This is a genomic window from Streptococcus mitis B6 (genome assembly GCF_000027165.1).
GTDB lineage: Bacteria > Bacillota > Bacilli > Lactobacillales > Streptococcaceae > Streptococcus > Streptococcus mitis_AR.
On the sequence record NC_013853.1, the window covers coordinates 1,721,812 to 1,747,914 of the forward strand.

Annotated in this window: 32 protein-coding genes and 1 pseudogene; 13 read left to right on the plus strand and 20 right to left on the minus strand. The window is 41.2% G+C overall.

What is annotated here, in order from left to right; genetic code table 11:
• Positions 1-293: 293 nt before the first annotated feature.
• Positions 294-1,838 (minus strand): peptide chain release factor 3, encoded by a 1,545-nt coding sequence (locus tag SMI_RS08425; protein WP_001025411.1) that lies wholly within the window; start codon positions 1,836-1,838, stop codon positions 294-296.
• A gap of 223 nt (positions 1,839-2,061) precedes the next feature.
• Between SMI_RS08425 and SMI_RS08430 the strand changes: the two genes are divergently transcribed.
• The 9 genes from SMI_RS08430 to nusB all read left to right on the plus strand — a co-directional run bounded on the left by SMI_RS08430 (position 2,062) and on the right by nusB (position 8,458).
• Positions 2,062-2,313 carry a hypothetical protein gene (locus SMI_RS08430; RefSeq protein WP_000471834.1) on the plus strand — a complete coding sequence of 84 codons (252 nt, stop codon included), beginning with the start codon at positions 2,062-2,064 and terminating at the stop codon, positions 2,311-2,313.
• Between the two features lie 158 nt (positions 2,314-2,471).
• Entirely contained in the window at positions 2,472-2,705 is a 234-nt protein-coding gene (locus tag SMI_RS08435) for a DUF4160 domain-containing protein (RefSeq protein WP_164925529.1), read from the plus strand.
• 381 nt (positions 2,706-3,086) lie between these two features.
• Positions 3,087-3,389 carry an Asp-tRNA(Asn)/Glu-tRNA(Gln) amidotransferase subunit GatC gene (gene gatC / locus SMI_RS08440; RefSeq protein ID WP_000705423.1) on the plus strand — a complete coding sequence of 101 codons (303 nt, stop codon included), beginning with the start codon at positions 3,087-3,089 and terminating at the stop codon, positions 3,387-3,389.
• The gene (gene gatA, locus SMI_RS08445; protein WP_000143702.1) at positions 3,389-4,855 is read left to right on the plus strand and encodes an Asp-tRNA(Asn)/Glu-tRNA(Gln) amidotransferase subunit GatA; all 1,467 of its coding nucleotides are present in this window, start codon (positions 3,389-3,391) and stop codon (positions 4,853-4,855) included. The genes gatC and gatA overlap by 1 nt, the downstream gene beginning before the upstream one ends.
• Positions 4,855-6,300: an Asp-tRNA(Asn)/Glu-tRNA(Gln) amidotransferase subunit GatB gene (gene gatB / locus SMI_RS08450; protein ID WP_001008665.1), complete on the plus strand. Its 1,446-nt coding sequence runs from the start codon at positions 4,855-4,857 to the stop codon at positions 6,298-6,300. Before gatA ends, gatB begins: the two co-directional genes overlap by 1 nt.
• A 51-nt stretch (positions 6,301-6,351) precedes the next feature.
• A complete protein-coding gene (locus SMI_RS08455; RefSeq protein ID WP_001031996.1) occupies positions 6,352-6,747 on the plus strand; it encodes a hypothetical protein in 396 nt (131 codons plus the stop codon).
• A gap of 327 nt (positions 6,748-7,074) precedes the next feature.
• Positions 7,075-7,635 carry an elongation factor P gene (gene efp / locus SMI_RS08460; RefSeq protein ID WP_000568643.1) on the plus strand — a complete coding sequence of 187 codons (561 nt, stop codon included), beginning with the start codon at positions 7,075-7,077 and terminating at the stop codon, positions 7,633-7,635.
• Between the two features lie 21 nt (positions 7,636-7,656).
• Positions 7,657-8,046, plus strand: a complete 390-nt coding sequence (locus SMI_RS08465; protein ID WP_000510575.1) for an Asp23/Gls24 family envelope stress response protein — start codon at positions 7,657-7,659, stop codon at positions 8,044-8,046.
• The gene (gene nusB / locus SMI_RS08470) at positions 8,039-8,458 is read left to right on the plus strand and encodes a transcription antitermination factor NusB (protein WP_000203630.1); all 420 of its coding nucleotides are present in this window, start codon (positions 8,039-8,041) and stop codon (positions 8,456-8,458) included. Before SMI_RS08465 ends, nusB begins: the two co-directional genes overlap by 8 nt.
• A gap of 52 nt (positions 8,459-8,510) precedes the next feature.
• Here the strand turns inward: nusB and SMI_RS08475 are convergent, their stop codons facing one another.
• The 15 genes from SMI_RS08475 to SMI_RS08545 all read right to left on the minus strand — a co-directional run bounded on the left by SMI_RS08475 (position 8,511) and on the right by SMI_RS08545 (position 20,152).
• Positions 8,511-9,236 carry a CPBP family intramembrane glutamic endopeptidase gene (locus SMI_RS08475; protein WP_000732994.1) on the minus strand — a complete coding sequence of 242 codons (726 nt, stop codon included), beginning with the start codon at positions 9,234-9,236 and terminating at the stop codon, positions 8,511-8,513.
• A gap of 18 nt (positions 9,237-9,254) precedes the next feature.
• Positions 9,255-9,437 carry a hypothetical protein gene (locus SMI_RS08480; protein WP_000148141.1) on the minus strand — a complete coding sequence of 61 codons (183 nt, stop codon included), beginning with the start codon at positions 9,435-9,437 and terminating at the stop codon, positions 9,255-9,257.
• Positions 9,438-9,594: 157 nt separating this feature from the next.
• Positions 9,595-10,362 (minus strand): acetyl-CoA carboxylase carboxyl transferase subunit alpha, encoded by a 768-nt coding sequence (locus tag SMI_RS08485; RefSeq protein ID WP_001017392.1) that lies wholly within the window; start codon positions 10,360-10,362, stop codon positions 9,595-9,597.
• Positions 10,359-11,225, minus strand: a complete 867-nt coding sequence (gene accD, locus SMI_RS08490; protein ID WP_001173351.1) for an acetyl-CoA carboxylase, carboxyltransferase subunit beta — start codon at positions 11,223-11,225, stop codon at positions 10,359-10,361. The genes SMI_RS08485 and accD overlap by 4 nt, the downstream gene beginning before the upstream one ends.
• 36 nt (positions 11,226-11,261) lie before the next feature.
• Positions 11,262-12,629, minus strand: a complete 1,368-nt coding sequence (gene accC, locus SMI_RS08495) for an acetyl-CoA carboxylase biotin carboxylase subunit (protein ID WP_000488679.1) — start codon at positions 12,627-12,629, stop codon at positions 11,262-11,264.
• An 11-nt stretch (positions 12,630-12,640) separates the two neighbouring features.
• Complete coding sequence (gene fabZ, locus SMI_RS08500) at positions 12,641-13,063, minus strand: 3-hydroxyacyl-ACP dehydratase FabZ (RefSeq protein WP_000565510.1); 423 nt, start codon at positions 13,061-13,063, stop codon at positions 12,641-12,643.
• A complete protein-coding gene (accB, locus tag SMI_RS08505) occupies positions 13,060-13,545 on the minus strand; it encodes an acetyl-CoA carboxylase biotin carboxyl carrier protein (RefSeq protein ID WP_001052235.1) in 486 nt (161 codons plus the stop codon). The genes fabZ and accB overlap by 4 nt, the downstream gene beginning before the upstream one ends.
• A gap of 2 nt (positions 13,546-13,547) precedes the next feature.
• A complete protein-coding gene (gene fabF, locus SMI_RS08510; protein ID WP_000774070.1) occupies positions 13,548-14,783 on the minus strand; it encodes a beta-ketoacyl-ACP synthase II in 1,236 nt (411 codons plus the stop codon).
• Positions 14,784-14,804: 21 nt separating this feature from the next.
• Positions 14,805-15,536, minus strand: a complete 732-nt coding sequence (gene fabG, locus SMI_RS08515) for a 3-oxoacyl-[acyl-carrier-protein] reductase (RefSeq protein ID WP_001175654.1) — start codon at positions 15,534-15,536, stop codon at positions 14,805-14,807.
• Positions 15,537-15,576: 40 nt separating this feature from the next.
• A complete protein-coding gene (gene fabD / locus SMI_RS08520; RefSeq protein WP_000167634.1) occupies positions 15,577-16,500 on the minus strand; it encodes an ACP S-malonyltransferase in 924 nt (307 codons plus the stop codon).
• Positions 16,493-17,467 (minus strand): enoyl-[acyl-carrier-protein] reductase FabK, encoded by a 975-nt coding sequence (gene fabK, locus SMI_RS08525; RefSeq protein ID WP_000857443.1) that lies wholly within the window; start codon positions 17,465-17,467, stop codon positions 16,493-16,495. Before fabK ends, fabD begins: the two co-directional genes overlap by 8 nt.
• A 116-nt stretch (positions 17,468-17,583) precedes the next feature.
• A complete protein-coding gene (locus SMI_RS08530; protein ID WP_000257838.1) occupies positions 17,584-17,808 on the minus strand; it encodes an acyl carrier protein in 225 nt (74 codons plus the stop codon).
• A gap of 58 nt (positions 17,809-17,866) precedes the next feature.
• Positions 17,867-18,841 carry a beta-ketoacyl-ACP synthase III gene (locus SMI_RS08535; RefSeq protein WP_000852942.1) on the minus strand — a complete coding sequence of 325 codons (975 nt, stop codon included), beginning with the start codon at positions 18,839-18,841 and terminating at the stop codon, positions 17,867-17,869.
• A complete protein-coding gene (locus SMI_RS08540) occupies positions 18,841-19,275 on the minus strand; it encodes a MarR family winged helix-turn-helix transcriptional regulator (protein WP_000386352.1) in 435 nt (144 codons plus the stop codon). Before SMI_RS08540 ends, SMI_RS08535 begins: the two co-directional genes overlap by 1 nt.
• A 91-nt stretch (positions 19,276-19,366) precedes the next feature.
• Positions 19,367-20,152 (minus strand): enoyl-CoA hydratase, encoded by a 786-nt coding sequence (locus SMI_RS08545; RefSeq protein ID WP_000400069.1) that lies wholly within the window; start codon positions 20,150-20,152, stop codon positions 19,367-19,369.
• Positions 20,153-20,467: 315 nt separating this feature from the next.
• On the opposite strand from SMI_RS08545, the gene SMI_RS08550 reads away from it, so the two are divergent.
• The 3 genes from SMI_RS08550 (at position 20,468) to serS (ending at position 23,694) form a co-directional block, all read left to right on the plus strand.
• Positions 20,468-21,832 carry an aspartate kinase gene (locus tag SMI_RS08550; protein ID WP_000869662.1) on the plus strand — a complete coding sequence of 455 codons (1,365 nt, stop codon included), beginning with the start codon at positions 20,468-20,470 and terminating at the stop codon, positions 21,830-21,832.
• A gap of 2 nt (positions 21,833-21,834) precedes the next feature.
• Positions 21,835-22,206 (plus strand): DUF956 family protein, encoded by a 372-nt coding sequence (locus tag SMI_RS08555; protein ID WP_000079344.1) that lies wholly within the window; start codon positions 21,835-21,837, stop codon positions 22,204-22,206.
• Positions 22,207-22,419: 213 nt separating this feature from the next.
• Positions 22,420-23,694 (plus strand): serine--tRNA ligase, encoded by a 1,275-nt coding sequence (serS, locus tag SMI_RS08560; RefSeq protein ID WP_000884218.1) that lies wholly within the window; start codon positions 22,420-22,422, stop codon positions 23,692-23,694.
• 38 nt (positions 23,695-23,732) lie between these two features.
• Here the strand turns inward: serS and SMI_RS08565 are convergent.
• Both SMI_RS08565 and SMI_RS08570 read right to left on the minus strand, forming a co-directional pair.
• A pseudogene (locus SMI_RS08565) lies at positions 23,733-24,038 on the minus strand (transposase); the annotation flags it as partial.
• 304 nt (positions 24,039-24,342) lie between these two features.
• Positions 24,343-24,690 (minus strand): GntR family transcriptional regulator, encoded by a 348-nt coding sequence (locus SMI_RS08570; RefSeq protein ID WP_000283695.1) that lies wholly within the window; start codon positions 24,688-24,690, stop codon positions 24,343-24,345.
• Positions 24,691-24,813: 123 nt separating this feature from the next.
• Here SMI_RS08570 and SMI_RS08580 point away from each other — a divergent pair.
• A protein-coding gene (locus SMI_RS08580; protein ID WP_164925521.1) for an IS5 family transposase occupies positions 24,814-25,619 on the plus strand; the annotation gives its coding sequence in 2 pieces (ribosomal slippage) (positions 24,814-25,188 and positions 25,191-25,619; 804 coding nt in all).
• Positions 25,620-25,632: 13 nt separating this feature from the next.
• Here the strand turns inward: SMI_RS08580 and SMI_RS08585 are convergent.
• Together SMI_RS08585 and SMI_RS08590 are read right to left on the minus strand one after the other, a co-directional pair.
• On the minus strand, positions 25,633-25,776 hold the full coding sequence (locus SMI_RS08585; protein WP_231840207.1) for a DUF1648 domain-containing protein: 144 nt from the start codon (positions 25,774-25,776) through the stop codon (positions 25,633-25,635).
• 40 nt (positions 25,777-25,816) lie between these two features.
• Complete coding sequence (locus SMI_RS08590) at positions 25,817-26,002, minus strand: ArsR family transcriptional regulator (RefSeq protein WP_197525129.1); 186 nt, start codon at positions 26,000-26,002, stop codon at positions 25,817-25,819.
• Positions 26,003-26,103: the final 101 nt, after the last annotated feature.

The following is a 26,103-nucleotide window of genomic DNA, read 5'->3' on the forward strand; positions in this document are numbered from 1 at the left end:
ACGGAGTTTGGCAAATCGATTTCATTTGCCAAACGTAGTTAGTAAGGCAGTTAGCTAGTTCGCTTCCTTACCATTACGACGGAAAAGTCCACGAATCGATAATATTCGTGGATTTTTCCTAGTGAAGCGTTTAGGTAAACCGCCAGAGCAGTTACCGATTATTAGATTACGACACTGAGTTTTACAAATCGATTTCATTTGTAAAACTCAGTTAGTGAGGCAGTTAGCTAGTTCGCCAAATAGCGACTAGCGTCCAACAATTAGGAACTTTAGTTCCAATTGTTGGTACTGAGTCACATCTTCTCTTCCAACTCTACATCTGGATACTTGTCCGCAAACCAGCGGAGGGCAAAGTCATTTTCAAAGAGGAAGACTGGTTGGTCAAAACGGTCTTTAGCCAAGATATTGCGGCTTGAGGACATCCGTTCATCCAAGTCCTCAGGCTTAATCCAACGAACGGTCTTTTTACCCATTGGGCTCATAACGACTTCAGCATTGTACTCGCCTTCCATGCGGTGCTTAAAGACTTCAAACTGAAGTTGACCTACCGCTCCCAGCATGTACTCACCTGTTTGGTAATTCTTATAAAGCTGAATGGCACCTTCTTGCACCAATTGCTCGATCCCCTTGTGGAAGGATTTTTGCTTCATGACATTCTTAGCAGAAACTTTCATGAAAATTTCAGGAGTGAAGGTTGGCAGCGGTTCAAACTCAAACTTATTTTTTCCAACTGTCAGTGTATCCCCAACCTGATAAGTACCTGTATCGTAAACACCGATAATATCACCGGCCACGGCGTTGGTCACATTCTCACGACTTTCCGCCATAAACTGGGTAACATTAGACAGTTTGGCACCCTTACCAGTACGAGGCAGGTTGACACTCATACCACGTTCAAATTCACCCGATACGATACGGACAAAAGCAATACGGTCACGGTGACGAGGGTCCATATTGGCTTGGATTTTAAAAACAAATCCTGAGAAATCCTTGTCATAAGGATCCACAATTTCACCGTCTGTTTTCTTGTGTCCATGTGGTTCTGGAGCAAATTTAAGGAAAGTTTCAAGGAAGGTCTGCACACCAAAGTTGGTCAAAGCTGAACCGAAGAAGACTGGCGTCAATTCTCCAGCAAGGATAGCTTCCTCTGAAAACTCATTCCCAGCTTCATTTAAAAGCTCAATATCATCCTTAACTTGCTCGTAGAAAGGATTGCTGCCAAAAAGCTTGTCCCCATCTTCTAAACTAGCAAAACGCTCATCCCCTTTATAGAGCTCCAAGCGTTGGTTATAGAGGTCATAGAGCCCCTCGAAGGCTTTCCCCATCCCGATTGGCCAGTTCATCGGGTAACTCGCAATACCCAAGACTTCTTCCAATTCTTGCAAGAGGTCCAGTGGCTCTCGACCGTCACGGTCTAGCTTGTTCATAAAGGTAAAGACGGGAATGCCACGGTGTTTGACAACTTCAAATAATTTCTTAGTTTGGGCCTCGATACCCTTGGCAGAGTCCACAACCATGACTGCAGCATCCACCGCCATCAAGGTACGATAGGTATCTTCTGAGAAATCCTCGTGCCCTGGGGTGTCGAGGATATTGACGCGCTTATCATCGTAGTCAAACTGCATCACAGATGAAGTAACGGAAATCCCACGTTGCTTCTCGATATCCATCCAGTCAGACTTGGCAAAAGTCCCTGTTTTCTTCCCTTTTACAGTACCAGCCTCACGAATCTCGCCCCCAAAGTAGAGCAGTTGCTCAGTGATGGTTGTTTTCCCCGCGTCAGGGTGGGAGATGATGGCAAAAGTACGACGTTTCTTAATTTCTTCTTGAATATTCATAAGTTCTCTTTCTTTGATTCTCTATTTTTCTTGTTTCAATAGTTAAGAATGATTTTTACATTGGATTTTACCATTCCTTTCAACACTCCATTATATCGGATTTTAGCATTTTTTTCAATTTCTATTTTATATTGAATAAAAGCTTTTCCTTGTAGTCAAATAGATAGAAAATCGTGACAATTCTAGCAAAAATGATATAATAAAACAAAAAGGAGATATAATCATGTTCAAAGAATTTGGTGTAACTAATTTAGAAGTAACAAAAGATGATATTTACAAGAATCCAAGCAACCCTATTTTACGCATGTATGATGACGATGAATTAATTGGAACCTTTAGTATTCTAACTGGAGAAGTATTGGAAAATTTGGACTTAGCAGACTATGACATTCGTTTTGCTCAAAAACAAATTGAGTTGAATAGCGATAACTACCTTGAAACATGGAAGGATTACGTGGGATTACTACATGCCTAAATATTCTTTCCTAATACTCTTCAAAAATCAAATTCAAACCACGTCAGCATCGGATTGTCGTAAATATATGTAACTGACTTCGTCAGTCTTATCTACCACCTCAAAGCAGTGCTTTGAGCAGCCTGCGCCTAGCTTTCTAGTTTGCTCTTTGATTTTTATTGAGTATAAAGCATGGTATTGAAATTCGTCCTAACGAACATAACCATAAGGGTCAAAAAGAGCATATCCACTTTTATATCCACGGAGAAGAAGTGGGTTCAATGTTTCTGAACGGTGAACTGAGAGATGGTAAAGCAAAAGCAAAAGACCTAAAAATGATAAGGCAATATGTCTTAGAAAATGCAGTTGAACTTCAGGCTTTATGGAATGAATACCAAAAGAGTGCATATTAAAATCAAAGAATCTTAGTTTGCTAATCAACAACAAACAAAAACTATCTAGCAATTTTAATGCCTACTATTCAACTATTGCCCCACTTAGGTACTAACCATCCTACTCCACTTGCAATTTCCCAAATAAATGTTACAATAAACATAGAAAAAGGGGTTGCGTCAACAACACCCCACAGAGCCGTTTAAGACGGTGGCTGTAATTATATAACTAAAAAAATAGCTCGTTAACTCGCCAAAGTTAGGACGGCTATTTTTTTGTCTCTTTAAAAATCTCTTTCTTGACTTGCCAGATGTCTTTTTTCAGCTTTACCTCCCTTATTTATAGGAAAATATGGTAAAATAGAACAGACTAAAAATCATCATTTCACGAAAGGATGCAAGATGAAAATTACGCAAGAAGAGGTAACACACGTTGCCAATCTTTCAAAATTAAGATTCTCTGAAGAAGAAACTGCTGCCTTTGCGACTACCTTGTCTAAGATTGTTGACATGGTTGAATTGCTGGGCGAAGTTGACACTACTGGTGTCGCACCTACTACGACTATGGCTGACCGTAAGACCGTACTCCGCCCTGATGTGGCCGAAGAAGGAACAGACCGTAATCGCTTGTTTAAAAACGTACCTGAAAAAGACAACTACTATATCAAGGTACCAGCTATCCTAGACGATGGAGGAGATGCCTAATGACTTTCAACAATAAAACCATTGAAGACTTGCACAATCTCCTTGTCTCTAAGGAAATTTCTGCAACAGAATTAACCCAAGCTACGCTTGAAGATATCAAGTCTCGCGAGACAGCTATCAACGCTTTTATCACCATCGCTGAGGAGCAAGCCCTTGCGCAAGCTAAGGCTATTGATGAAGCTGGAATTGATGCTGATAATGTCCTCTCAGGAATTCCATTGGCTGTTAAGGATAACATCTCTACAAACAGTATTCTCACAACCGCTGCCTCAAAAATGCTCTACAACTACGAGCCAATCTTTGATGCGACTGCGGTTGCCAATGCAAAAACCAAGGGTATGATTGTCGTTGGAAAAACCAACATGGACGAATTTGCCATGGGTGGATCAGGTGAAACTTCACACTACGGCGCTACTAAAAATGCTTGGGACCACAGCAAGGTTCCTGGTGGCTCATCAAGTGGTTCTGCTGCAGCTGTAGCTTCAGGACAAGTCCGCTTGTCACTTGGTTCTGATACTGGTGGTTCTATCCGCCAACCAGCTGCCTTCAACGGGATCGTTGGTCTCAAACCAACCTACGGAACAGTTTCTCGTTTTGGTCTCATTGCCTTTGGTAGCTCATTAGACCAGATTGGACCTTTTGCACCAACTGTTAAGGAAAATGCTCTCTTGCTCAATGCTATTGCCAGCGAAGACGCTAAAGACTCTACTTCTGCTCCTGTCCGCATCGCCGACTTTACTTCAAAAATCGGCCAAGACATCAAGGGTATGAAAATTGCTTTACCTAAGGAATACCTTGGTGAAGGAATTGACCCAGAAGTTAAGGAAACCATTCTGAATGCTGCCAAACACTTTGAAAAACTGGGTGCCATCGTTGAAGAAGTCAGCCTGCCTCACTCAAAATACGGTGTTGCCGTATACTACATCATCGCTTCATCAGAAGCTTCATCAAACTTGCAACGCTTTGACGGTATCCGTTATGGCTACCGCGCAGAGGATGCAACCAACCTTGATGAAATCTATGTAAACAGCCGTAGCCAAGGTTTCGGTGAAGAAGTGAAACGCCGTATCATGCTAGGTACATTCAGTCTTTCATCAGGTTACTACGATGCTTACTACAAGAAAGCTGGTCAGGTCCGTACCCTCATCATCCAAGATTTCGAAAAAGTCTTTGCGGATTACGATTTGATTTTGGGTCCAACTGCTCCAAGTGTTGCCTATGACTTGGATTCGCTCAACCATGACCCAGTTGCCATGTACTTGGCTGACCTATTGACCATCCCAGTCAACTTAGCTGGTCTCCCAGGAATTTCGATTCCAGCCGGATTCTCTCAAGGCCTACCTGTCGGACTCCAATTGATTGGTCCTAAGTACTCAGAAGAAACCATTTACCAAGCTGCCGCTGCTTTTGAAGCAACAACAGACTACCACAAACAACAACCCGTGATTTTTGGAGGTGATAACTAATGAACTTTGAAACAGTCATTGGACTTGAAGTCCACGTAGAGCTCAACACCAATTCAAAAATCTTCTCACCCACTTCTGCCCACTTCGGAAATGACCAAAATGCCAATACAAATGTGATTGACTGGTCTTTCCCAGGAGTTCTGCCAGTTCTCAATAAAGGTGTTGTCGATGCCGGTATCAAGGCTGCTCTTGCCCTCAACATGGACATCCACAAAAAGATGCACTTTGACCGCAAGAACTACTTCTACCCTGATAATCCCAAAGCCTACCAAATTTCTCAGTTTGATGAGCCAATCGGCTATAACGGTTGGATTGAAGTCGAGCTAGAAGACGGTACAACTAAGAAAATCGGTATCGAACGTGCCCACCTAGAAGAAGACGCTGGTAAAAATACCCACGGTACAGATGGCTACTCTTATGTTGACCTCAACCGCCAAGGGGTGCCATTGATTGAGATTGTATCTGAAGCTGACATGCGTTCTCCTGAAGAAGCCTATGCTTATCTAACAGCCCTCAAGGAAGTTATCCAGTACGCTGGCATTTCTGACGTTAAGATGGAAGAAGGTTCTATGCGTGTGGATGCCAATATCTCCCTTCGCCCTTATGGTCAAGAAAAATTCGGCACCAAAACTGAGTTGAAGAACCTCAACTCCTTCTCAAACGTTCGCAAAGGTCTTGAATACGAAGTTCAACGTCAAGCTGAAATCCTTCGCTCAGGTGGTCAAATCCGCCAAGAGACACGCCGTTATGACGAAGCTAACAAGGCAACCATCCTCATGCGTGTCAAGGAAGGGGCTGCAGACTACCGCTACTTCCCAGAACCAGACCTACCCCTCTTTGAAATCTCAGATGAGTGGATCGAGGAAATGCGTACAGAGTTACCAGAGTTTCCAAAAAAACGCCGTGCACGTTATGTATCTGAACTTGGATTATCAGACTACGATGCTAGCCAGTTGACTGCTAACAAAGTCACATCTGACTTCTTTGAGAAAGCTGTCGCCCTCGGTGGTGATGCAAAACAAGTCTCTAACTGGCTCCAAGGCGAAGTCGCTCAATTCTTGAACGCTGAAGGCAAGACACTGGAACAAATCGAATTGACACCAGAAAACTTGGTTGAAATGATTGCCATCATCGAAGACGGCACTATCTCTTCTAAGATTGCCAAGAAAGTCTTTGTCCATCTAGCCAAAAATGGCGGTGGAGCGCGTGAATACGTGGAAAAAGCAGGTATGGTCCAAATCTCAGATCCAGCTGTCTTGATTCCAATTATCCACCAAGTCTTTGACGATAACGAAGCCGCAGTTGCCGACTTCAAGTCAGGCAAACGGAATGCAGATAAGGCCTTTACAGGCTTCCTCATGAAAGCAACCAAAGGCCAAGCCAACCCACAAGTCGCCCTTAAACTACTTGCACAAGAATTAGCGAAGTTGAAAGAAGATGAATAACAGACTTTTTATATACCTTTTTCTACTTTAGTACTTTAGAAAGAAGAAAAAATGAACAAATTTTTACGATTGCTATTTATTTTAGTCATCATCGCTATGTTAGGTGCTTCTATACTACAAATTTTCTTTCCATCATACATGGGAAGTCACTCCGGGTACGGAATCTCTGCTGGTTGGCAACGAGAAATTGGAATATGGAACCTAGCTGTATTAATTCTTATTCTCGGTGTCAATATTAAGTACGATTGGTTTTATCTACGAATTGTGCTTCTCGCTCTCATCTTCGGTGGGATTGGAATAGGAACAAATCACTTAGTCAATTTTATGGAGTATCATTCTCCTATAAATGCTATCGGTGCTTTCGAAAATTACTTGCTAGCGACGGGGTGGATTGTAGGGTGGCTCATTGAACACCATTCCATAAAGAAGATAACTGCTAGTAAATAACGACAAGTATATCTTAGATGATATTTAAAGGTTATAATATAGTTTAATAATCATTCAAATTAAGAGATTTACCTTTTCAATAGACTCAATGCCAATCAAGAACTCTTTAACGAACTTGCTAAACCAAAGGTCAAGCCAACCCACAAGTCGCCCTTAAACTACTTGCACAAGAATTAGCGAAGTTGAAAGAAGATTAATATGTAAAAGAAACCAGCCCTGAGGTTGGTTTTTTCGCCCCTACCAAATCCCATTAACTATTTTGGCTTTATTTCCAGAAGATTTTATGGTAGAATGAAGAGTAATAATATTTATTAAAGAGGTAAAAACATGATTGAAGCAAGCAAATTGAAAGCTGGTATGACATTTGAAACTGCAGACGGAAAATTGATCCGCGTTTTGGAAGCTAGCCACCACAAACCAGGTAAAGGAAACACAATCATGCGTATGAAATTGCGTGATGTCCGTACTGGTTCTACATTTGACACAAGCTACCGTCCAGAAGAAAAATTCGAACAAGCTATTATCGAAACTGTTCCAGCTCAATACTTGTACAAAATGGATGAAACTGCCTACTTCATGAACACTGAAACTTACGACCAATACGAAATCCCAGTCGTAAACGTTGAAAATGAATTGCTTTACATCCTTGAAAACTCTGATGTGAAAATCCAATTCTACGGAACTGAAGTGATCGGTGTAACTGTACCAACTACTGTTGAATTGACAGTTGCTGAAACACAACCATCTATCAAAGGTGCTACTGTTACAGGTTCTGGTAAACCAGCGACTATGGAAACTGGACTTGTTGTCAACGTTCCTGACTTCATCGAAGCTGGACAAAAATTGATCATCAACACTGCAGAAGGAACTTACGTTTCTCGTGCCTAATCTCTAGAAAGAGGTCATTCTATGGGAATTGAAGAACAATTTGGCGAAATCGTTATCGCTCCACGTGTACTTGAAAAAATCATTGCCATCGCAACCGCTAAAGTTGATGGTGTCCACTCATTTTCAAATAAATCCGTATCTGATACCCTATCAAAACTCTCTCTTGGTCGTGGCGTCTACTTAAAAGAAAGCAACGAAGAACTAACTGCTGACATCTACCTCTATCTTGAGTACGGTGTGAAAGTACCAAAAGTGGCTCTTGCTATTCAAAAAGCAGTCAAAGATGCTGTCCGTGATATGGCTGATGTGGAACTTGCTGCTGTCAACATCCATGTTGCAGGAATCGTTCCAGATAAAACACCAAAACCTGAGTTGAAAGATCTATTTAACGAGGACTTCCTCAATGACTAGTCCATTATTAGAATCTAGACGTGAACTTCGTAAATGCGCTTTTCAAGCTCTTATGAGCCTTGAATTTGACACAGATGTGGAAACAGCTTGTCACTTTGCCTACACGCATGATCGTGAAGATGCAGATGTGCAAATCCCAGCCTTTCTTCTGAACTTGGTTTCTGGTGTTCAAACTCAAAAAGATGAGTTGGATAAACAAATCAACCAGCACCTCAAGCCAGGCTGGACAGTTGAACGTTTGACCTTGGTCGAAAAAAACTTACTACGCTTGGGAATCTTTGAAATCACATCATTTGATACACCTCAGCTGGTAGCAGTCAATGAAGCCATTGAACTCGCTAAGAATTTTTCAGATCAAAAATCAGCCCGCTTTATCAACGGACTGCTCAGTCAATTTGTGACTGAAGAATAGTAGATAGAAAACAGTGTTTGACAGATATCAAACACTGTTTTCTTTGCTTCCACTATCTTAAAAAGTGGTAATAGACATAATTATAAACAAAAATCCAGATGGGTTTTGCATAAATGAGAAAGTTAAAAAAACTATGGCACAGGATGGTGATTTTTAAGTTCTTTGTCCATCGATATACTAGAACAAAGAAAAGACCAACAAGAATATAAATAATCAAACTGATAGGATCTCGGTGAGTTAGGATCAAATGACTAAGTCCAAAGATAAGAGCAGATAGAATAACATCCAGATAGTACTTGGACTGGTGGAAAAAGGTATTCATAAAATACCCTCTATCAATTAGTTCCTCTGATATAGGTGCGACGACTACTGTTAAACTAAAACTGAGAACAGTTGATAGAAAAGTTGGTTGCCTATTGGAGTATAGAATCGAAAGAAGGTCTTGAAAGATATACTTGTTATCAACCAAATAGTGATACTGTATCTGAAAAGCATCCACCAATTGACGAACAAAATAAGTAGCCACTAGACCAACTACAAGGTAAAAGAATCTTGACTTCTTTGAACCCTTTTTCTCAAAAATATAGAGCATCTCTTTCTTTTTCAACCAGCAGACAAATAAGACTACAAGAACTAGTTCCCAAACAAGTGAAATGACAGAATAGCCATCTATCCCCCATCCTAAAAACTTAGTGATTTGCACAACACCTAACTCTGGTAGATAAACTGATAGAAATACCAGTAAGATATATACTCCTAAATGCCCTAGTTTTTTCATACTTACCCCTTTAATTTATCAATAGCCAATACCAGAACCACGTCTAGTCGCATGAGTCAGTATTGTACTCCATTCTGTCGCTAAACTATATGCATGTGGCGAATCCCAATGTCTATCATCAACCAACCAAATCATTCTACCACCTGAAGTTTGCTCTAAGTTCTCAGATGAAAGAACTGTAAATGTTTCTGTACCTGTCATTGCAAGTACCTCCTTAAAATAAATTTTTGTAAGCTTACATCTACAGTATACATCTTTTTTGCCTATTTAATAGTCCATCTCCTCAACTGTCAATTTTTTAACCTGAAGTGCATATTTCTATAAAAAATGAGACCTTTCTAGTCTCATTTAGTCATTCTTAGTATTTTCTAAATCGTTGGTAACGTTCTTCCAACAACTCTTCTAGAGGTTTTAGTGAAAGCAGAGCTAGCTCAGCTTGAAGTTCTTTTTTGACACTCTTAATCAGTTCTTTGCTAGAAAGTCCTGCTTCAGAAATCACCTTATCCACCACGGCCATTTCTAACAGTTCATGCGAAGTGATTTTCATCAGTTCTGCCGCTTCCATGGCACGACTGCCATCCTTCCATAGAATAGAGGCAAAACCTTCTGGGCTGAGAATGGCATAGATAGAATTTTCCAGCATCCAGACACGGTCCGCGACTGCTAGAGCCAGAGCCCCTCCTGAACCACCTTCACCGATAATAATGGCGATAATAGGAACTTTCAGGTCACTCATTTCCATGAGATTGCGAGCGATAGCTTCCCCTTGACCACGTTCTTCCGCTCCCACACCAGGATAGGCACCTGCTGTATTGATAAAGGTCACAACTGGACGGCCAAATTTTTCAGCCTGTTTCATCAACCGTAGGGCCTTGCGGTAACCTTCTGGATGCGGTTGGCCAAAATTCCGTTTAAGGTTATCTTGTAAACTCTTGCCTTTTTGGATACCAACCACTGTTACAGCTTGTTCCCCAAGCCAGCCAATACCACCAACAACTGCACCATCGTCACGAAAAGAACGGTCACCGTGTAATTGGATAAAGTCATCAAAAATGCCTGTCGCAAAGTCCAAGGTTGTCAAGCGACTCTGCTCACGCGCTTCTCTGACTATTTTTGCAATATTCATCTAGGACTCCCTCCGTGCAATCTGACTAGGCTAGCAATCGTATCTGGCAAGTCTCTTCTTTTAACAATAGCATCCACAAAGCCATGTTCCAGTAGGAATTCTGCCTTTTGGAACCCCTCAGGCAAGCTTTCACGAACTGTATTTTCAATGACACGACGCCCAGCAAAACCAACCAAACTTTGTGGTTCAGCCAGAATGATATCGCCTTCCATAGCGAAAGAAGCTGTCACACCACCTGTCGTTGGATCTGTCAAAATGGTCAGGTAAAAGAGACCTGCATTTGAATGGCGTTTAACCGCTGCAGAAATCTTAGCCATTTGCATGAGACTCATGATTCCTTCCTGCATACGGGCTCCACCAGAGGCGGTGAAGAGAACAACTGGCAATTGTTCGACAGTCGCATACTCAAACAAGCGAGTGATTTTTTCTCCTACAACTGTACCCATAGAAGCCATGATAAAGTTGGAATCCATAATCCCAAGAGCCACAGTCTGACCTTTAATAAGAGCAGTTCCTGTCACAACAGCTTCATCCAAACCTGTTTTTTCACGCATAGCTGCTAGTTTCTTTTGATAACCAGGGAAATGCAAGGGATCCTTGCTTTCAATCCCTGTAAACAATTCCTTGAAGGTTCCCATATCAATCGTCAAAGCCAAGCGTTCTTGGGCAGAAATACGAAAGGTATAGCTACAGTGTGGGCAGATACGCTCACTTCCCAGATCCTTCTGATAGATGGTATGCTTACAACCCGGACACTGGGAGAATAATTCATCTGGAACCTCTGGCTTAGCTTGAGGTTTTTCCCTAACCGAACGATTGGGATTGATTCGAATATACTTATCTTTTTTACTAAATAGAGCCATTGATTCCCCTTTTCGGTTTAAACTCTTGAAGTCATTTTATTCTTTTTCTTGATATTTGGGTAAGAAGGTCTCCATCAAGAAGGAAGTATCGTAATCTCCAGCAATGACATTGCGATCTGAAATGAGGTCAAGCTGGAAATCTGCATTGGTCTGCACCCCTTCAATCTCTAATTCATAGAGGGCACGTTGCATTTTCATCAAGGCATCAAAACGATTTTCTCCGTGAACGATGACTTTGGCAATCATACTATCATAATAAGGCGGAATGGTATAGCCTGGATAAACTGCTGAATCCACGCGCAAGCCAACTCCACCACTTGGCAGATAGAGATTGGTAATCTTGCCTGGGCTTGGAGCAAAGTTGAAGGCTGGATTTTCTGCATTGATACGACATTCAATAGCATGACCTCGTAGAACAATATCTTCTTGCTTAACAGACAGAGGTTGACCTGCCGCAATGCGAATTTGTTCCTTAACGATATCCACACCTGAAACAAATTCTGTTACTGGATGTTCTACTTGTACACGAGTATTCATCTCCATAAAATAGAATTTACCGCTGGATTCATCAAGCAGAAACTCAATGGTCCCTGCATTCTCATAGCCAACAGACTCTGCCGCTCGAACAGCAGCAGCACCAATTTCATGGCGTAGCGTTTTTCCGATTGCAATCGAAGGACTTTCTTCCAAAACCTTTTGATTATTCCGTTGAAGAGAACAATCTCGTTCACCCAAGTGAATCACATGTCCATGCTCATCTCCTAGGATTTGAACCTCAATATGGCGAGCTGGATAGATAACCCGTTCTATGTACATGGCACCATTGCCATAATTGGCCTTGGCTTCACTAGAGGCAGTTTCAAAAGCGGAAACGAGGTCTTCTGGTTTTTCAACCTTACGAATCCCTTTACCACCTCCACCTGCTGAAGCCTTGAGCATAACAGGATAGCCAATTTTTTCAGCAACAATCAAAGCTTCCTCAGAGTTATGCACTTCTCCATCCGAACCTGGTATAACAGGCACGCCTGCTTTGATCATCTGAGCACGCGCATTGATCTTATCCCCCATCATATCCATAACATGACCAGATGGACCGATAAACTTGATACCAACTTCTTCACACATGGTTGCAAATTTGGAATTTTCACTGAGAAATCCAAAACCTGGGTGAATGGCTTCAGCCTCAGTCAAGACTGCAGCTGATAGAACCGCATTGATATTGAGATAAGACTCTGTTGCCTTGCCAGGGCCGATACAAACCGCTTCATCTGCTAAAAGAGTATGAAGGGCTTCCTTATCAGCAGTTGAATAAACCGCCACCGTCGCAATCCCCAGTTCACGCGCCGCACGGATAATACGAACCGCAATTTCACCACGATTGGCAATTAAAATTTTTCGAAACATGGAGAACCTCCTTAGTTCCCAATTGCAAAGGTAAGAGTACCACTAGCTGCAAGCTTGCCTTCCACTTCAGCCTTTGCTTCAACCACGGCAATGGTGCCACGACGTTTTACAAAAGTCGCTGTCATAAGCAATTGGTCTCCAGGCACAACTTGCTTCTTGAACTTAACCTTGTCCATACCAGCGTAAAAGACCAGTTTTCCTTTATTTTCAGGTTTTGACAACTCCAACACACCAGCTGTTTGCGCCAAGGCTTCCATGATCAGAACACCTGGCATAACTGGGTATTGAGGAAAATGGCCGTTAAAGAAGGGCTCATTGATGGTCACATTTTTGATGGCAACAATGGTATCCTCGCTCACTTCCAACACACGGTCCACTAGGAGCATAGGATAACGGTGGGGAAGGGCTTCTTTGATTCCTTGAATATCGATCATTTGATTCGTACCAATCCTTTACCAAACTCAACCATTTCTTCGTTAGAAACGAGAATTTCCGTTACCACGCCATCCTTAGGTGCTGGAATTTCATTCATGACTTTCATGGCTTCGATAATCACCAATGTTTGACCTTTTTTAACATTATCACCAACTGAAACGAAGGCAGGTTTATCTGGACCAGCAGCCAAGTAAGCCACCCCAACAAGTGGGCTTTCTACAACATCTCCCTCAGCAGCCACACTTGCTTCAGCTGAAGCAGGAACTTCTTCCACTACAGTTTCTGCTGAAGCAGATGAAGGAGCTACTGGACTTGGTGTTGCTAGAACGGGCGCTGGAGCGACTTGAGCTGCAACTTCAGACACCATTCTCGCTTCATTCTTGCTAAACTGCAACTCATCCGTCCCATTTTTATAAGAAAATTCTCTCAAACTTGACTGGTCAAATTGAGCCATCAAGTCTTTAATATCATTTAAATTCATACTTATTTATTCTCCCAACGTTTGAAAGCAAGAACTGCATTGTGGCCACCAAAACCAAAGGTATTTGAAATAGCGTATGGAATTTCTTGCTCCAAGCCTTGTCCATAAACGACATTGGCTTCGATATAGTCTGATACTTCGCTTGTGCCAGCTGTCATTGGTACAAAGTTATGACGCATAGCCTCGATTGTGACGATAGCTTCTACTGCACCTGCAGCCCCCAGCAAATGTCCTGTGAATGATTTGGTTGATGATACAGGTACTTCCTTACCAAGAACAGCCACAATCGCACCACTTTCTCCTTTTTCATTAGCAGGAGTTGATGTTCCGTGAGCATTGACATAGGCTACTTGTTCTGGAGAAATCTCAGCTTCTTCCAAGGCTAGTTTGATGGCCTTGATAGCTCCCTGACCTTCTGGATGTGGTGAAGTCATGTGGTAGGCATCACAAGTATTTCCGTAACCAACCACTTCAGCCAGGATAGTAGCGCCACGTTTTTCGGCGTGTTCAAGACTTTCAAGGACCAACATCCCTGAACCTTCACCCATAACAAACCCATTACGGTCCTTATCAAATGGGATAGAAGCACGAGTTGGATCCTCTGTAGTTGAGAGAGCAGTTAGGGCTTGGAAACCAGCAATAGCAAAAGGTGTGATAGAGGCTTCTGAACCACCTACCAACATAACGTCTTGGAAACCAAACTTAATTGAGCGGAAGGCATCCCCAATCGCGTCATTTGATGAAGCGCAGGCAGTATTGATGGATTTACAAACACCGTTTGCTCCAAAACGCATAGCAACATTTCCTGAAGCCATATTTGGCAAGGCTTTTGGAAGGGTCAATGGTTTCACACGTTTTGGCCCTTTTTCGTTGAGTCGAAGCACTTGATCTTCAATTTCTTTGATTCCACCAATACCAGAGGCCACGATAACACCAAAACGATCTTTATCAAGAGCCTCTACATCTAAATTGGCATGATTAACGGCTTCTTGGGCTGCGTACAAGGCATACAAAGAGTAGTTATCGAAACGATTGGTATCTTTCTTAACAAAGTATTTATCAAAAGGAAAATCTTGGATTTCTGCTGCATTATGCACATCAAAGTCACTATGATCAAATTTTGTAATTGGACCAATTCCGATTTTTCCAGTTGTCAAACTATTCCAAAATTCTTCTGGTGTATTTCCGATTGGAGATGTCACTCCATAACCTGTTACTACTACACGATTTAGTTTCATCTTTTTCACCTCTAGCTTCTGCTACATACTTAAGCCACCATCAATGGCAACCACTTGACCAGTTAGATAATCTTGGCCTGCTAAAAATACGGTTAAATCTGCAACCTGTTCTGCCTGTCCAAATTCTTTCATGGGAATTTGGGCCAGCATGGCATCTTTTACCTTGTCTGATAGGACAGCTGTCATATCGGACTCAATCATTCCAGGTGCAATAGCATTAACCCTGATATTGCGATTGGCCACTTCACGCGCCACAGACTTGGTAAAACCAATCAAACCAGCCTTAGAAGCTGCATAGTTAGCTTGGCCGATATTCCCCATCAAACCAACAACACTAGACATATTAATGATAGCACCTTCTCTGGCTTTTATCATCGGTTTCAAGACTGATTGTGTCATGTTAAAGGCACCAGTCAAGTTAACCTTGAGCACTTTTTCAAAATCCGCTTCTGTCATCTTGAGCATAAGGGTATCTTGGGTAATCCCTGCATTGTTGACCAAAACATCTATTGAACCCAGCTCTGCAATAGCTTGCTCAACCATACGCTTAGCGTCTGCAAAATCTGACACGTCTCCTGATATAGGAACCACCTTAACACCATAGTTTGAAAACTCAGCAAGCAATTCTTCTGAGATTGCCCCACGACTGTTTAAAACAATATTGGCTCCTGCTTGAGCAAACTTGTGGGCAATGGCAAGACCAATTCCACGACTCGAACCTGTAATAAAGATATTTTTATTTTCTAGTTGCATTCTTTTCTCCTGTTTCCTCTTGTATTTATGGGAGAAGGGATTACTTATTTTCTAGCAAAGTTTCCAAACTAGCCTGATCTTCAACATTGGCTAGTTTAGCTGTCTTATCAATTTTTTTCACAAAGCCTGACAAGACTTTCCCCGGTCCAATCTCGATAAAGTTGGTTACGCCTGCTTCTTGCATAACCGCAATACTTTCATAGAAACGAACTGGTTCCTTGACCTGACGCGTCAAAAGTCGAGCAATGTCTTCTTTTTTCATGACCGTAGCTTCTGTATTACCAACTAGGGGACAAGTGAAATCTGAAAAACTTACTTGAGCTAGAGTTTCAGCTAGTTTTTGGCTAGCAGGCTCAAGGAGAGCAGTATGAAAGGGACCTGATACCTTGAGAGGAATCAAGCGTTTGGCACCAGCTTCCTGCAAGAGTTCTACTGCGCGGTCAACCGCAACCACCTCACCACCAATCACTATTTGTGCAGGTGTATTATAGTTGGCTGGGGTAACCACTCCAAGTTCAGAAGCTTTTCGACAAACTTCTTCAATAACCTCTACTGGTGTATTGAGAACTGCCACCATCTTACCAGAGCCAGCAGGAGCCGCTTCTTCCATATAGGCGCCACGCTTAGCAACCAAGGCTACCGCATCTTCAAAATCTAAGGCACCGCTGGCCACCAAGGCAGAGTATTCTCCAAGAGACAAACCAGCAACCATATCAGGCTGATAGCCCTTTTCTTGCAATAAGCGGTAAATAGCAACTGAAGTCGCTAAAATAGCTGGTTGCGTATAGCGGGTCTGGTTAAGTTTTGCTTCTTCCCTATCGATGAGATGACGCAAATCATATCCGAGTACCTGACTCGCTTGATCAATCGTTTCTTTGACAATAGGGTAGTGATCATAGAGATCCCGTCCCATACCTAGATACTGGGCACCTTGGCCAGCAAATAAAAAGGCTGTTTTAGTCATTTCTTACAACTCCTGCCCAACGAGAGGCTTCTTCTTGAATTTTCTTAGCTGCTCCGTAATACAAATCTTTTAGAATTTCTTCAACGGTTTCTTCTTTGGAAACAAGGCCTGCAATTTGACCTGCCATGACAGAGCCTCCATCCACATCTCCGTGAACAACCGCTTTGGCTAGAGCACCTGCTCCCATTTGTTCAAAAATTTCCAAATCTGGATTTTCTTGTTTAAAGGCATCTTTCTCAGCTTTTTCAAAATCACGAGTCAATTGGTTTTTAATAGCTCGAACAGCATGGCCAAAGTGTTGGGCTGAAATCGTGGTATCAATATCTCTAGCTTTTAAAATTTTCTCCTTGTAATTTGGATGGGCATTAGACTCTTTTGCAACGACAAAACGCGTTCCAACCTGAACAGCCTCTGCCCCTAGCATAAAGCCAGCCGCAGCACCTTCACCATCCGCAATCCCTCCTGCAGCAATAACAGGAATAGATACAGCTGCCGCCACTTGACGCACCAAGGTCATGGTTGTTAATTTACCGATATGCCCCCCAGCCTCCATTCCTTCTGCAATAACAGCGTCCGCACCGATTTTTTCCATGCGTTTAGCTAGGGCAACACTTGGTACAACAGGAATGACTGTTATACCAGCAGCATGAAAACGTTCCATGTATTTGCTTGGATTTCCTGCGCCTGTTGTAACTACCTTAACCCCTTCCTCGATAACGAGGTCTACAATATCTTCCACAAAGGGAGACAAAAGCATGATGTTGACACCGAAGGGTTTATCAGTCAATGATTTGATTTTATCAATATTTGCCTTGACAACTTCTTTAGGGGCATTTCCCCCACCGATAATCCCTAGTCCTCCAGCCTTAGAAACAGCTCCTGCCAAATCACCATCAGCAACCCAGGCCATCCCTCCTTGGAAAATAGGATAATCAATGTTCAATAATTCTGTAATACGCGTTTTCATAGTGCCTCCATCGTTTCTTGCTTACGTAATAGTTCGATATCGTCATAATTTGAAAATCAAACTATTGCCTAAACAAGAGGGAGCGGGTTTCCCTACTCCTTCTATCTATATTCTGTTTATTTTGTTTGCTCTTCAACGTAGGCAACCAAGTCACCAACTGTTTTCAAGTCATCTTCTGCTTCGATTTGGATATCAAAAGCATCTTCGATTTCTGAGATTACTTGGAACAAGTCCAATGAATCTGCATCCAAATCATCAAAAGTTGATTCAAGTGTTACTTCTGATGCGTCTTTCCCAAGTTCTTCAACGATAATTTCTTGTACTTTTTCAAATACTGCCATGATAGGACTCCTTTAAAATAAATAGTTTTTTATAACAATGTGTTCACCACATGATTACCTAAATTGTAAGAATGAGCGTGCCCCAGGTCAAGCCTCCACCGAAGCCTGATAGCAGAACAGTCTGACTACCATCTAAACGGATGAGACCTTGTTCTACACACTCTGAAAGTAAAATCGGGATACTGGCTGCACTGGTATTACCATATTCCATCATATTGGCTGGAAGTTTGTCTCGGTCGACACCGATTTTCCTAGCCATCTTATCTAAAATACGGTCATTAGCCTGATGAAGTAGCAGATAATCCAAGTCTGTCGCCTCTACAGGAGATTCTTCAATAGTCTGTTTGATAGACTTAGCTACATCTCGAATGGCAAAATCAAAGACTGCGCGTCCATCCATCTTCAAAAATGAATCTGCATTTTCTTGATTTGAAAATGGAGAATGTAGACCTGAATGTCCATAGGTCAGACACTCGCTGCGACTTCCATCACTATTGAGACTCTCAGCCAAGAAATGCTCTTGCTCGCTAGCTTCTAGCAAGACTCCACCAGCACCATCTCCAAACAAAACAGCTGTTGATCGGTCTGACCAATCGACTGCTTTAGAGAGGGTTTCACTACCAATCACCAAGCCTTTTTGAAAGCGACCAGAAGCGATAAACTTTTCAGCAGTTGAAAGAGCAAATACAAATCCACTACAAGCTGCTGTTAGGTCAAAAGCAAAGGCCTTATTAGCACCAATATTAGCTTGGATACGAGCAGCTGTAGAGGGCATCATCGAATCAGGAGTAATGGTAGCTAGAATGATAAAATCCAACTCCTCCCCTGTGATTTCAGCTTTTGCCATCAGTTTCTTAGCAACCTCTGTAGCCAAATCACTAGTAGATTCTGTTCTTGAGATATGCCTTTGTCGTATTCCCGTCCGACTTGAAATCCACTCATCATTGGTATCCATAATCTGAGCCAAATCATGATTTGTAACCACTTGCTCAGGCACATAATGAGCAACCTGGCTTATTTTTGCAAAAGCCATTATCTCAAATCCTCCAAAAATTGATAAAGATTGGTCAACCCTTTGCTCATAACCTCCATTTCTTGCTTACTCATACCATCAATGATTTTTTCAACCATGGCCTTATGGAAGCGTTTATGTAGCCTATGAACCAAGCGACCTTTCTTTGTCAAATGCAGATGCACTACACGTCGATCATGTTCTGAACGAATGCGTTCAATGTAACCCTTGCGTTCGAGATTATTCAAACTAGTCGTAACTGTCCCAAGAGTCACCATCAACTCTTTTGACACTTGACTTGGCGTCACGTCTGGGAATTTCCCAATCACATCAATCGTATGCATTTCTTTGATGGAGATATCCTTGAAACGACTACCCCTCAAGCTAACTTCCTCAATAACGAGGACATTGTTAAATATAGATGTTAAATATTCATTAATTCGTTGGTAGTCCAATCTCTTTTCCCTCCTTTTCAAAAAACTTTCACAATCAAAACATTTGACAAAAAAATTATATCAAACTTCAAAGAACAGTGCAAGTATTTTTTTATTTTCCTGTAAATTTAGGCCGTCTTCTCTCCGAATGAGCCCGAACTCCCTCTTTGAAATCCTCTGTTTGAGCTAAGGATTCCTGTAGATTCAGTTCTAAAGTAGCGTAATCCTGCCAGTCTTTAAATTGGCTCTCCCAAACCAACTTCTTAATGGCAGCATAGGAATTACTTGAACCACGTCTTAATTTTTTAAGAAGCTGTTCTCTCGTCTTTTCAAGTTTATCAGCTTCGGAAACACGGTAAACTAGCCCCCACTCCAGAGCTTTTTCTGCGGTCAAAGCCTCTCCTGTCATAGCTAATTGAGCAGCACGCGTCACACCGATACTGCGGCTCAAGAGATGAATCCCACCTGCATCTGGAGCCAAGCCAACGCCAACAAAGGCTTGGATAAACTTAGCCTTATCCGTTGCAAGACAGAAATCTGCCGCAACAGCCATATTCGCTGCGGCACCTGCAACAGCACCGTCAACTTCCATTAAAACAGGTTTGGCTATTTGTTTGATTTTATAAGAAATAGCATTGACCAACTCTGCGATTTTTGTCAATGATGGAATATCATCCTCATCCACTGCCCGCTTCATCTCTACTAAATCTCCCCCAACTGAAAAAACTTTGCCATTCGCATTGATTAAGACAAAATGCACAGCCAGATCCTCTTCTGCCAAAGTCAGAGCTTCTAAAATCTCCTCACACATAGGAATATGAAAACCATTTGCAACCTCAGGACGGTTCAAGGTAAGGATTGCCAAATCCTCTTCAAGCTGATAAATAATGTGTTCCATCGGGACTCCTTTTTATTTTATAAGCAGTTTATACTCTTCGAAAATCAAATTCAAACCACGTCAGCTTCGCCTTGCCGTACTCAAGTACTGTCTACGGCTAGCTTCCTAGTTTGCTCTTTAATTTTCATTGAGTATTAAATTATTTTATTTTCAAAGTTTATCTTTTTTAGGAATAGAAAGCAAGAAAAAATCAACTAAAAGTGTCTCAGCCGATTAGAAAGTCTCGCCTTGTCCTAGAAAGCATCTCATTTTCTTCATTGAAAAAAGGCCTTCTTTCTGCTATAATCGTATAAAATACTTACTTTAGGAGTTCTTATGAAAGTTGTTAAATTTGGAGGTAGCTCTCTTGCCTCTGCTAGTCAATTAGAAAAAGTTTTAAACATCGTCAAAAGCGATTCAGAGCGTCGTTTTGTGGTCGTTTCTGCGCCTGGTAAACGCAATGCTGAAGATACTAAGGTTACGGATGCCTTGATTAAATACTACCGCGACTATGTTGCTGGTAACGATATTAGCAAGAGCCAAAACTGGATTATCGACCGCTATGCTGCTATGGTTAGTGAACTAGGACTAAAACCTGCTGTTTTAGAAAAAATCTCTAAAAGCATTCGCGCCTTAGCCACTCTTCCTATTGATGAAAATGAATTTCTCTACGACACTTTCCTAGCAGCCGGTGAAAATAACAATGCTAAATTGATTGCTGCCTACTTTAACCAAAATGGGATTGATGCACGCTATGTTCACCCTCGAGAAGCTGGTATTGTAGTCACAAGTGAACCTGGTCACGCTCGCATCATTCCATCAAGTTATGACAAGATTGAAGAATTGACAAACGCAAATGAAGTCCTTGTCATTCCTGGTTTCTTTGGAGTTACCAAGGAAAATCAAATCTGTACCTTCTCACGTGGAGGATCAGACATTACAGGTTCTATCATTGCTGCCGGTGTTAAGGCAGACCTCTATGAAAACTTTACAGACGTTGATGGTATCTTTGCAGCCCACCCTGGTATTATTCACCAACCACACTCAATCCCTGAGTTAACCTACCGTGAAATGCGTGAGTTAGCCTATGCAGGCTTCTCAGTCCTTCATGACGAAGCGCTTCTTCCTGCCTACCGTGGAAAAATCCCTCTCGTTATCAAGAATACCAACAACCCTGATCATCCAGGTACTCGTATCGTTCTAAAACATAGTAGTGACAAGTTCCCCGTTGTGGGAATTGCCGGTGACTCTGGTTTTGTCAGCATCAATATGTCTAAATACCTCATGAACCGCGAGATTGGATTTGGTCGCAAGGTTCTGCAAATCCTTGAAGACCTCAACATCGGTTGGGAACATATGCCAACTGGTATCGACGATCTTTCGATTATCCTCCGTTCTCGCGAACTAACTCCTATCAAGGAAGAAGAAATCCTTCGTCAGTTGGTTCAAAAGGCTGAAGTAGACCATGCAGAAATCGAACACGACCTTTCAATCATTATGATTGTTGGTGAAAAGATGAAGAGTCATATCGGAGTAACTGCTACTGCAACACGCGCTCTGTCTGAAAATAAAATTAACATCCAGATGATGTCTCAAGGTTCTAGTGAGGTTTCTATCATGTTTGTTGTTCATAAAGACCAAGAAAAAGCAGCTATTAAAGCCCTCTACAGTGCCTTTTTCGGTGAAAGCAAGGAAGACTAGACATGGCTCAATCTCTTAACAAAACAGTGCTTCTCAATACAACAGGCACCTCCTACCTCTCTATAGCTGGGAAAGTTGGGAAATTCCTTATCGGAGATCAGGCTCTGGAATTTTACCCAGATGTTAATGTTGAACAATTTATCCAGATTCCCTGGAGCCATATCAACCAAATTGGAGCTAATGTTACTGGTCGCAAAATCAGTCGCCACTTCGAAGTCTTTACTGATCAGGGAAAATTCCTCTTCGCTTCAAAAGATTCAGGTGCCATTCTTAAAATTGCTCGCGAAAAACTAGGCAATGACAAGGTTGTCAAACTTCCTACCCTGATTCAGACAATTAGTCAAAAATTTAAAAATCTATTTGCAAAAAAGTAGAAACTTTAGTATAATCATAGCAACGGATAAGTAGGTTATCTTCTTCTTTCAGAAAGTCTGCGGGTGCTGCGAGCAGATAGGAGGGATAGGTGAAATTCTACCGTTAGTAACAATTACATACACAATCAAGTGCACACCTGTGAAGTTGGATGGAACCGTGGCCCTGCCACTCCAACGCTTTGTCGGGTGTGCTTTTTTCATAAAGGAGTTCTTATGTTAGATATCAAACGTATTCGTACAGATTTTGATGCTGTCGCAGAAAAATTAGCTACACGTGGTGTAGATGCTGCTATCTTAAACGAGATGAAAGAAATCGATGCTAAACGTCGTGACATCTTGGTCAAGGTTGAAACTCTCAAGGCAGAACGTAACACAGTTTCTGCTGAGATTGCTCAAGCTAAACGAAACAAGGAAAATGCAGATGACAAGATTGCTGCCATGCAAACCCTATCTGCTGAGGTCAAAGCCTTGGATGCTGAATTGGCAGAAATCGATGCTAAATTGACAGAATTTACCACTACTCTTCCAAACATCCCTGCTGACAGCGTTCCTGTTGGGGCTGACGAAGACGACAATGTGGAAGTTCGCCGTTGGGGTAGTCCACGCGAATTTGACTTCGAACCAAAAGCTCACTGGGATCTTGGTGAAGACCTTGGTATCCTTGACTGGGAACGCGGTGGTAAGGTGACGGGCGCTCGCTTCCTCTTCTATAAAGGCCTCGGCGCTCGTTTGGAACGTGCTATCTACAACTTTATGTTGGATGAGCATGGTAAAGAAGGCTATACTGAAGTCATCACACCTTACATGGTTAACCATGACTCTATGTTTGGTACTGGTCAATATCCAAAATTCAAGGAAGATACTTTTGAACTCAGTGACAGCAATTACGTCCTTATTCCTACAGCTGAAGTTCCTCTAACAAACTACTACCGCGATGAAATCCTTGATGGGAAAGACCTACCAATCTACTTCACTGCTATGAGTCCTTCATTCCGTTCTGAGGCTGGTTCAGCTGGTCGTGATACTCGTGGCTTGATTCGTCTGCACCAATTCCACAAGGTTGAAATGGTTAAATTTGCCAAGCCAGAAGAATCTTACGAAGAATTGGAAAAAATGACAGCCAACGCTGAAAATATCCTTCAAAAACTGAACCTTCCATACCGTGTCGTTGCGCTCTCTACAGGAGATATGGGCTTCTCAGCTGCGAAGACTTACGACTTGGAAGTTTGGATTCCAGCGCAAAATACCTACCGTGAAATTTCAAGCTGTTCAAACACAGAAGATTTCCAAGCCCGTCGTGCCCAAATCCGTTACCGTGATGAAGCAGATGGCAAGGTTAAATTGCTCCACACCTTGAACGGTTCTGGACTTGCAGTTGGACGTACAGTGGCTGCTATTCTTGAAAACTACCAAAATGCAGATGGTTCTGTAACCATTCCAGAAGCACTTCGTCCATATATGGGTGGCGCTGAAGTTATCAAACCATAAAAAATGCTTCTTTGTCAACTATAGTGGGTTGAAGTCAGCTAAGATCTAGAAAGGACAAATTTCGTCCTTTCTTTTTTGATATTTAGAGCGATGAAAATCCGTTTTTTGAAGTTTTCAAAATTCCGAAAACCAAAGGCATTGCGCTTGATAAGTTTAATGAGATTATTCGTTGCTTCCAAGTTTGCGTTGGAATAGGGTAGTTGAAGGGCGTTGACGATTTTCTCTTTGCCCTTGAGGAAGGTTTTAAAGACAGTCTGAAAAAGAGGATGAACCTGCTTTAGATTGTCCTCAATGAGTCCGATGAATTTGTCAAGTTCCTTATTCTGAAAGGGAAAAAGCAAGAGTTAATAGAGATTATAGGCACTATAATATTTGTAGTGGGTAAATCCCTTATGGATATTGTGGAGCCTTTTTCTGTCCACCTGCGTCCTCTAAAACGTAAGAATAAGAATACTTCTTTAGCTACACTTGCGTGTTTCAGCTTGCATCTGAAACAATAATCTACTATAGAGATTATTGAAAAGAGGAATGTTTTGTTTCTTTGGTATTTCTAACATTAGATGTTTAGATTCTTTCATATTTGTTTCCTCCATTTTATCAATAATCTAAATAGTCAGTATTTTTATCTTCTTTATACATAATTGATTTTTATTCATTTTTTTTAGTTTCTATTCTATCAAATAGTTTGATAATCTCAGAATCAGAAAATCCTAAGACATATAGTTTTTCAAACAATATTTTTGTTAGCCTGTTCAAATGCTCATTTCTTAACTCAATTATTTTCTTCTCACTTTCAATAACAAAATATCCTTTACTTCCACGACTAACAATTAGTCCCTGTTTCTCAAGAACTTTTAAAGCTTTTTGAACTGTTGCAGGATTACATCCTTCCATCTCTGCTAAAGTCCTTATGGGAGGTATCTGTTGCCCCGGTACATACTTACCTCTTAAAATAGTTGCTCTTATCACAGATGTTATTTGTAAATATGGATACATATTCACTTAACCTTTTTATTTTTCCTTCCTCGTACGAATTTCCAATAAGCAGAATACGGAATAACCGTAGTAAACAGAAGATAATAGACTTCCTGCGAAACAAAAATATGATACAATAAAACTATGAATTATGAATCAAGTAAAGTATTAAGTGATGCACGATTTAAGCGCCTTGTTGGTGTTCAGCGTACTACTTTTGAAGAGATGTTAGCTGTGTTAAAAACAGCTTATCAACGTAAACACGCAAAAGGTGGACGAACCCCTAAGTTAAGCCTAGAAAACCTCCTCATGGCTACTCTTCAATATATGCGAGAATACCGCACTTATGAACAAATTGCGGCTGATTTTGGCATTCACGAAAGCAACTTAATCCGTCGGAGTCAATGGGTTGAAGCAACTCTTATTCAAAATGGTTTTACGATTTCAAAAACTCATCTTAGTGCTGAGGATACGGTGATTGTGGATGCAACAGAGGTAAAAATCAATCGTCCTAAAAAAATCAACTAGCCAATTATTCTGGTAAAAAGAAATGTCATGCTATGAAAGCTCAGGCGATTGTCACAAGCCAAGGGAGAATTGTTTCTTTGGATATTGCAGTGAACTATTGCCACGATATGAAGTTGTTCAAAATGAGTCGCAGAAACATCGGACAAGCTGGTAAAATCTTGGCAGACAGTGGTTATCAAGGGATCATGAAGATGTATTCACAAGCGCAAACTCCGAGGAAATCAAGTAAACTTAAGCCACTAACTCTTGAAGATAAATCCTATAATCATGTGCTATCTAAAGAGAGAATCAAGGTTGAGAATATTTTTGCCAAAGTAAAAACGTTTAAAATGTTTTCAACAACCTATCGAAATCGACGTAAACGCTTTGGATTACGAATGAATTTGATTGCTGGAATTATCAACCGTGAACTAGGATTTTAGTTTCGCAGGAAGTCTAATATTTATTAGCAAACATATCGGGGATTCCTTTTGCATTGAAATGAATAGGAATTTTCTCTGGGAGAAATATGCAAATAATAAATATTACAAACATCATTCCTATCAGCACTAATACATCTTTCAAAAATCTTTTTTTCATGGCAAATCTCCTTTCTATTTGTCAATAGCTTTCTATTTTCCTAAAATTTATCTAACCACCTTATAACTTCTACAAATGTATCCCTATTAATTGAATAATAGATATAATTTTTATATCTACTGTCGGTAATTAATTTACTCTTTTTTAATAAAGATAGATGATAAGATATAGTTGCTTTTTCTAATTTAAAATGACTTGCTATTTCTCCAGCAGTTAAATTTTTAATCTAAAAACACAATAAAAATCTGATTATCCGCTAAAATACAGTATCTATCAGCATTTTCAAGGAAACAAACACATCAATTTACTACTTATTTACTACTAACG

Bases quoted from the DNA above. Each gene is read 5' to 3' on its own strand.
- SMI_RS08545 (WP_000400069.1), bottom strand. From the start codon at position 20,152: ATGGAACACATTATTTATCAGCTTGAAGAGGATTTGGCAATCCTTACC.
- SMI_RS08430 (WP_000471834.1), top strand. From the start codon at position 2,062: ATGTTCAAAGAATTTGGTGTAACTAATTTAGAAGTAACAAAAGATGAT.
- serS (WP_000884218.1), top strand. From the start codon at position 22,420: ATGTTAGATATCAAACGTATTCGTACAGATTTTGATGCTGTCGCAGAA.
- fabD (WP_000167634.1), bottom strand. From the start codon at position 16,500: ATGACTAAAACAGCCTTTTTATTTGCTGGCCAAGGTGCCCAGTATCTA.
- fabF (WP_000774070.1), bottom strand. From the start codon at position 14,783: ATGAAACTAAATCGTGTAGTAGTAACAGGTTATGGAGTGACATCTCCA.
- SMI_RS08570 (WP_000283695.1), bottom strand. From the start codon at position 24,690: ATGTATCCATATTTACAAATAACATCTGTGATAAGAGCAACTATTTTA.
- SMI_RS08535 (WP_000852942.1), bottom strand. From the start codon at position 18,841: ATGGCTTTTGCAAAAATAAGCCAGGTTGCTCATTATGTGCCTGAGCAA.
- SMI_RS08465 (WP_000510575.1), top strand. From the start codon at position 7,657: ATGGGAATTGAAGAACAATTTGGCGAAATCGTTATCGCTCCACGTGTA.
- gatC (WP_000705423.1), top strand. From the start codon at position 3,087: ATGAAAATTACGCAAGAAGAGGTAACACACGTTGCCAATCTTTCAAAA.
- accD (WP_001173351.1), bottom strand. From the start codon at position 11,225: ATGGCTCTATTTAGTAAAAAAGATAAGTATATTCGAATCAATCCCAAT.
- gatA (WP_000143702.1), top strand. From the start codon at position 3,389: ATGACTTTCAACAATAAAACCATTGAAGACTTGCACAATCTCCTTGTC.
- efp (WP_000568643.1), top strand. From the start codon at position 7,075: ATGATTGAAGCAAGCAAATTGAAAGCTGGTATGACATTTGAAACTGCA.
- SMI_RS08425 (WP_001025411.1), bottom strand. From the start codon at position 1,838: ATGAATATTCAAGAAGAAATTAAGAAACGTCGTACTTTTGCCATCATC.
- SMI_RS08485 (WP_001017392.1), bottom strand. From the start codon at position 10,362: ATGAATATTGCAAAAATAGTCAGAGAAGCGCGTGAGCAGAGTCGCTTG.
- SMI_RS08555 (WP_000079344.1), top strand. From the start codon at position 21,835: ATGGCTCAATCTCTTAACAAAACAGTGCTTCTCAATACAACAGGCACC.
- SMI_RS08475 (WP_000732994.1), bottom strand. From the start codon at position 9,236: ATGAAAAAACTAGGGCATTTAGGAGTATATATCTTACTGGTATTTCTA.
- SMI_RS08530 (WP_000257838.1), bottom strand. From the start codon at position 17,808: ATGGCAGTATTTGAAAAAGTACAAGAAATTATCGTTGAAGAACTTGGG.
- accC (WP_000488679.1), bottom strand. From the start codon at position 12,629: ATGTTTCGAAAAATTTTAATTGCCAATCGTGGTGAAATTGCGGTTCGT.
- fabZ (WP_000565510.1), bottom strand. From the start codon at position 13,063: ATGATCGATATTCAAGGAATCAAAGAAGCCCTTCCCCACCGTTATCCT.
- SMI_RS08455 (WP_001031996.1), top strand. From the start codon at position 6,352: ATGAACAAATTTTTACGATTGCTATTTATTTTAGTCATCATCGCTATG.
- SMI_RS08550 (WP_000869662.1), top strand. From the start codon at position 20,468: ATGAAAGTTGTTAAATTTGGAGGTAGCTCTCTTGCCTCTGCTAGTCAA.
- accB (WP_001052235.1), bottom strand. From the start codon at position 13,545: ATGAATTTAAATGATATTAAAGACTTGATGGCTCAATTTGACCAGTCA.
- SMI_RS08585 (WP_231840207.1), bottom strand. From the start codon at position 25,776: ATGAAAAAAAGATTTTTGAAAGATGTATTAGTGCTGATAGGAATGATG.
- fabG (WP_001175654.1), bottom strand. From the start codon at position 15,536: ATGCAACTAGAAAATAAAAATATCTTTATTACAGGTTCGAGTCGTGGA.
- gatB (WP_001008665.1), top strand. From the start codon at position 4,855: ATGAACTTTGAAACAGTCATTGGACTTGAAGTCCACGTAGAGCTCAAC.
- SMI_RS08480 (WP_000148141.1), bottom strand. From the start codon at position 9,437: ATGACAGGTACAGAAACATTTACAGTTCTTTCATCTGAGAACTTAGAG.
- fabK (WP_000857443.1), bottom strand. From the start codon at position 17,467: ATGAAAACGCGTATTACAGAATTATTGAACATTGATTATCCTATTTTC.
- nusB (WP_000203630.1), top strand. From the start codon at position 8,039: ATGACTAGTCCATTATTAGAATCTAGACGTGAACTTCGTAAATGCGCT.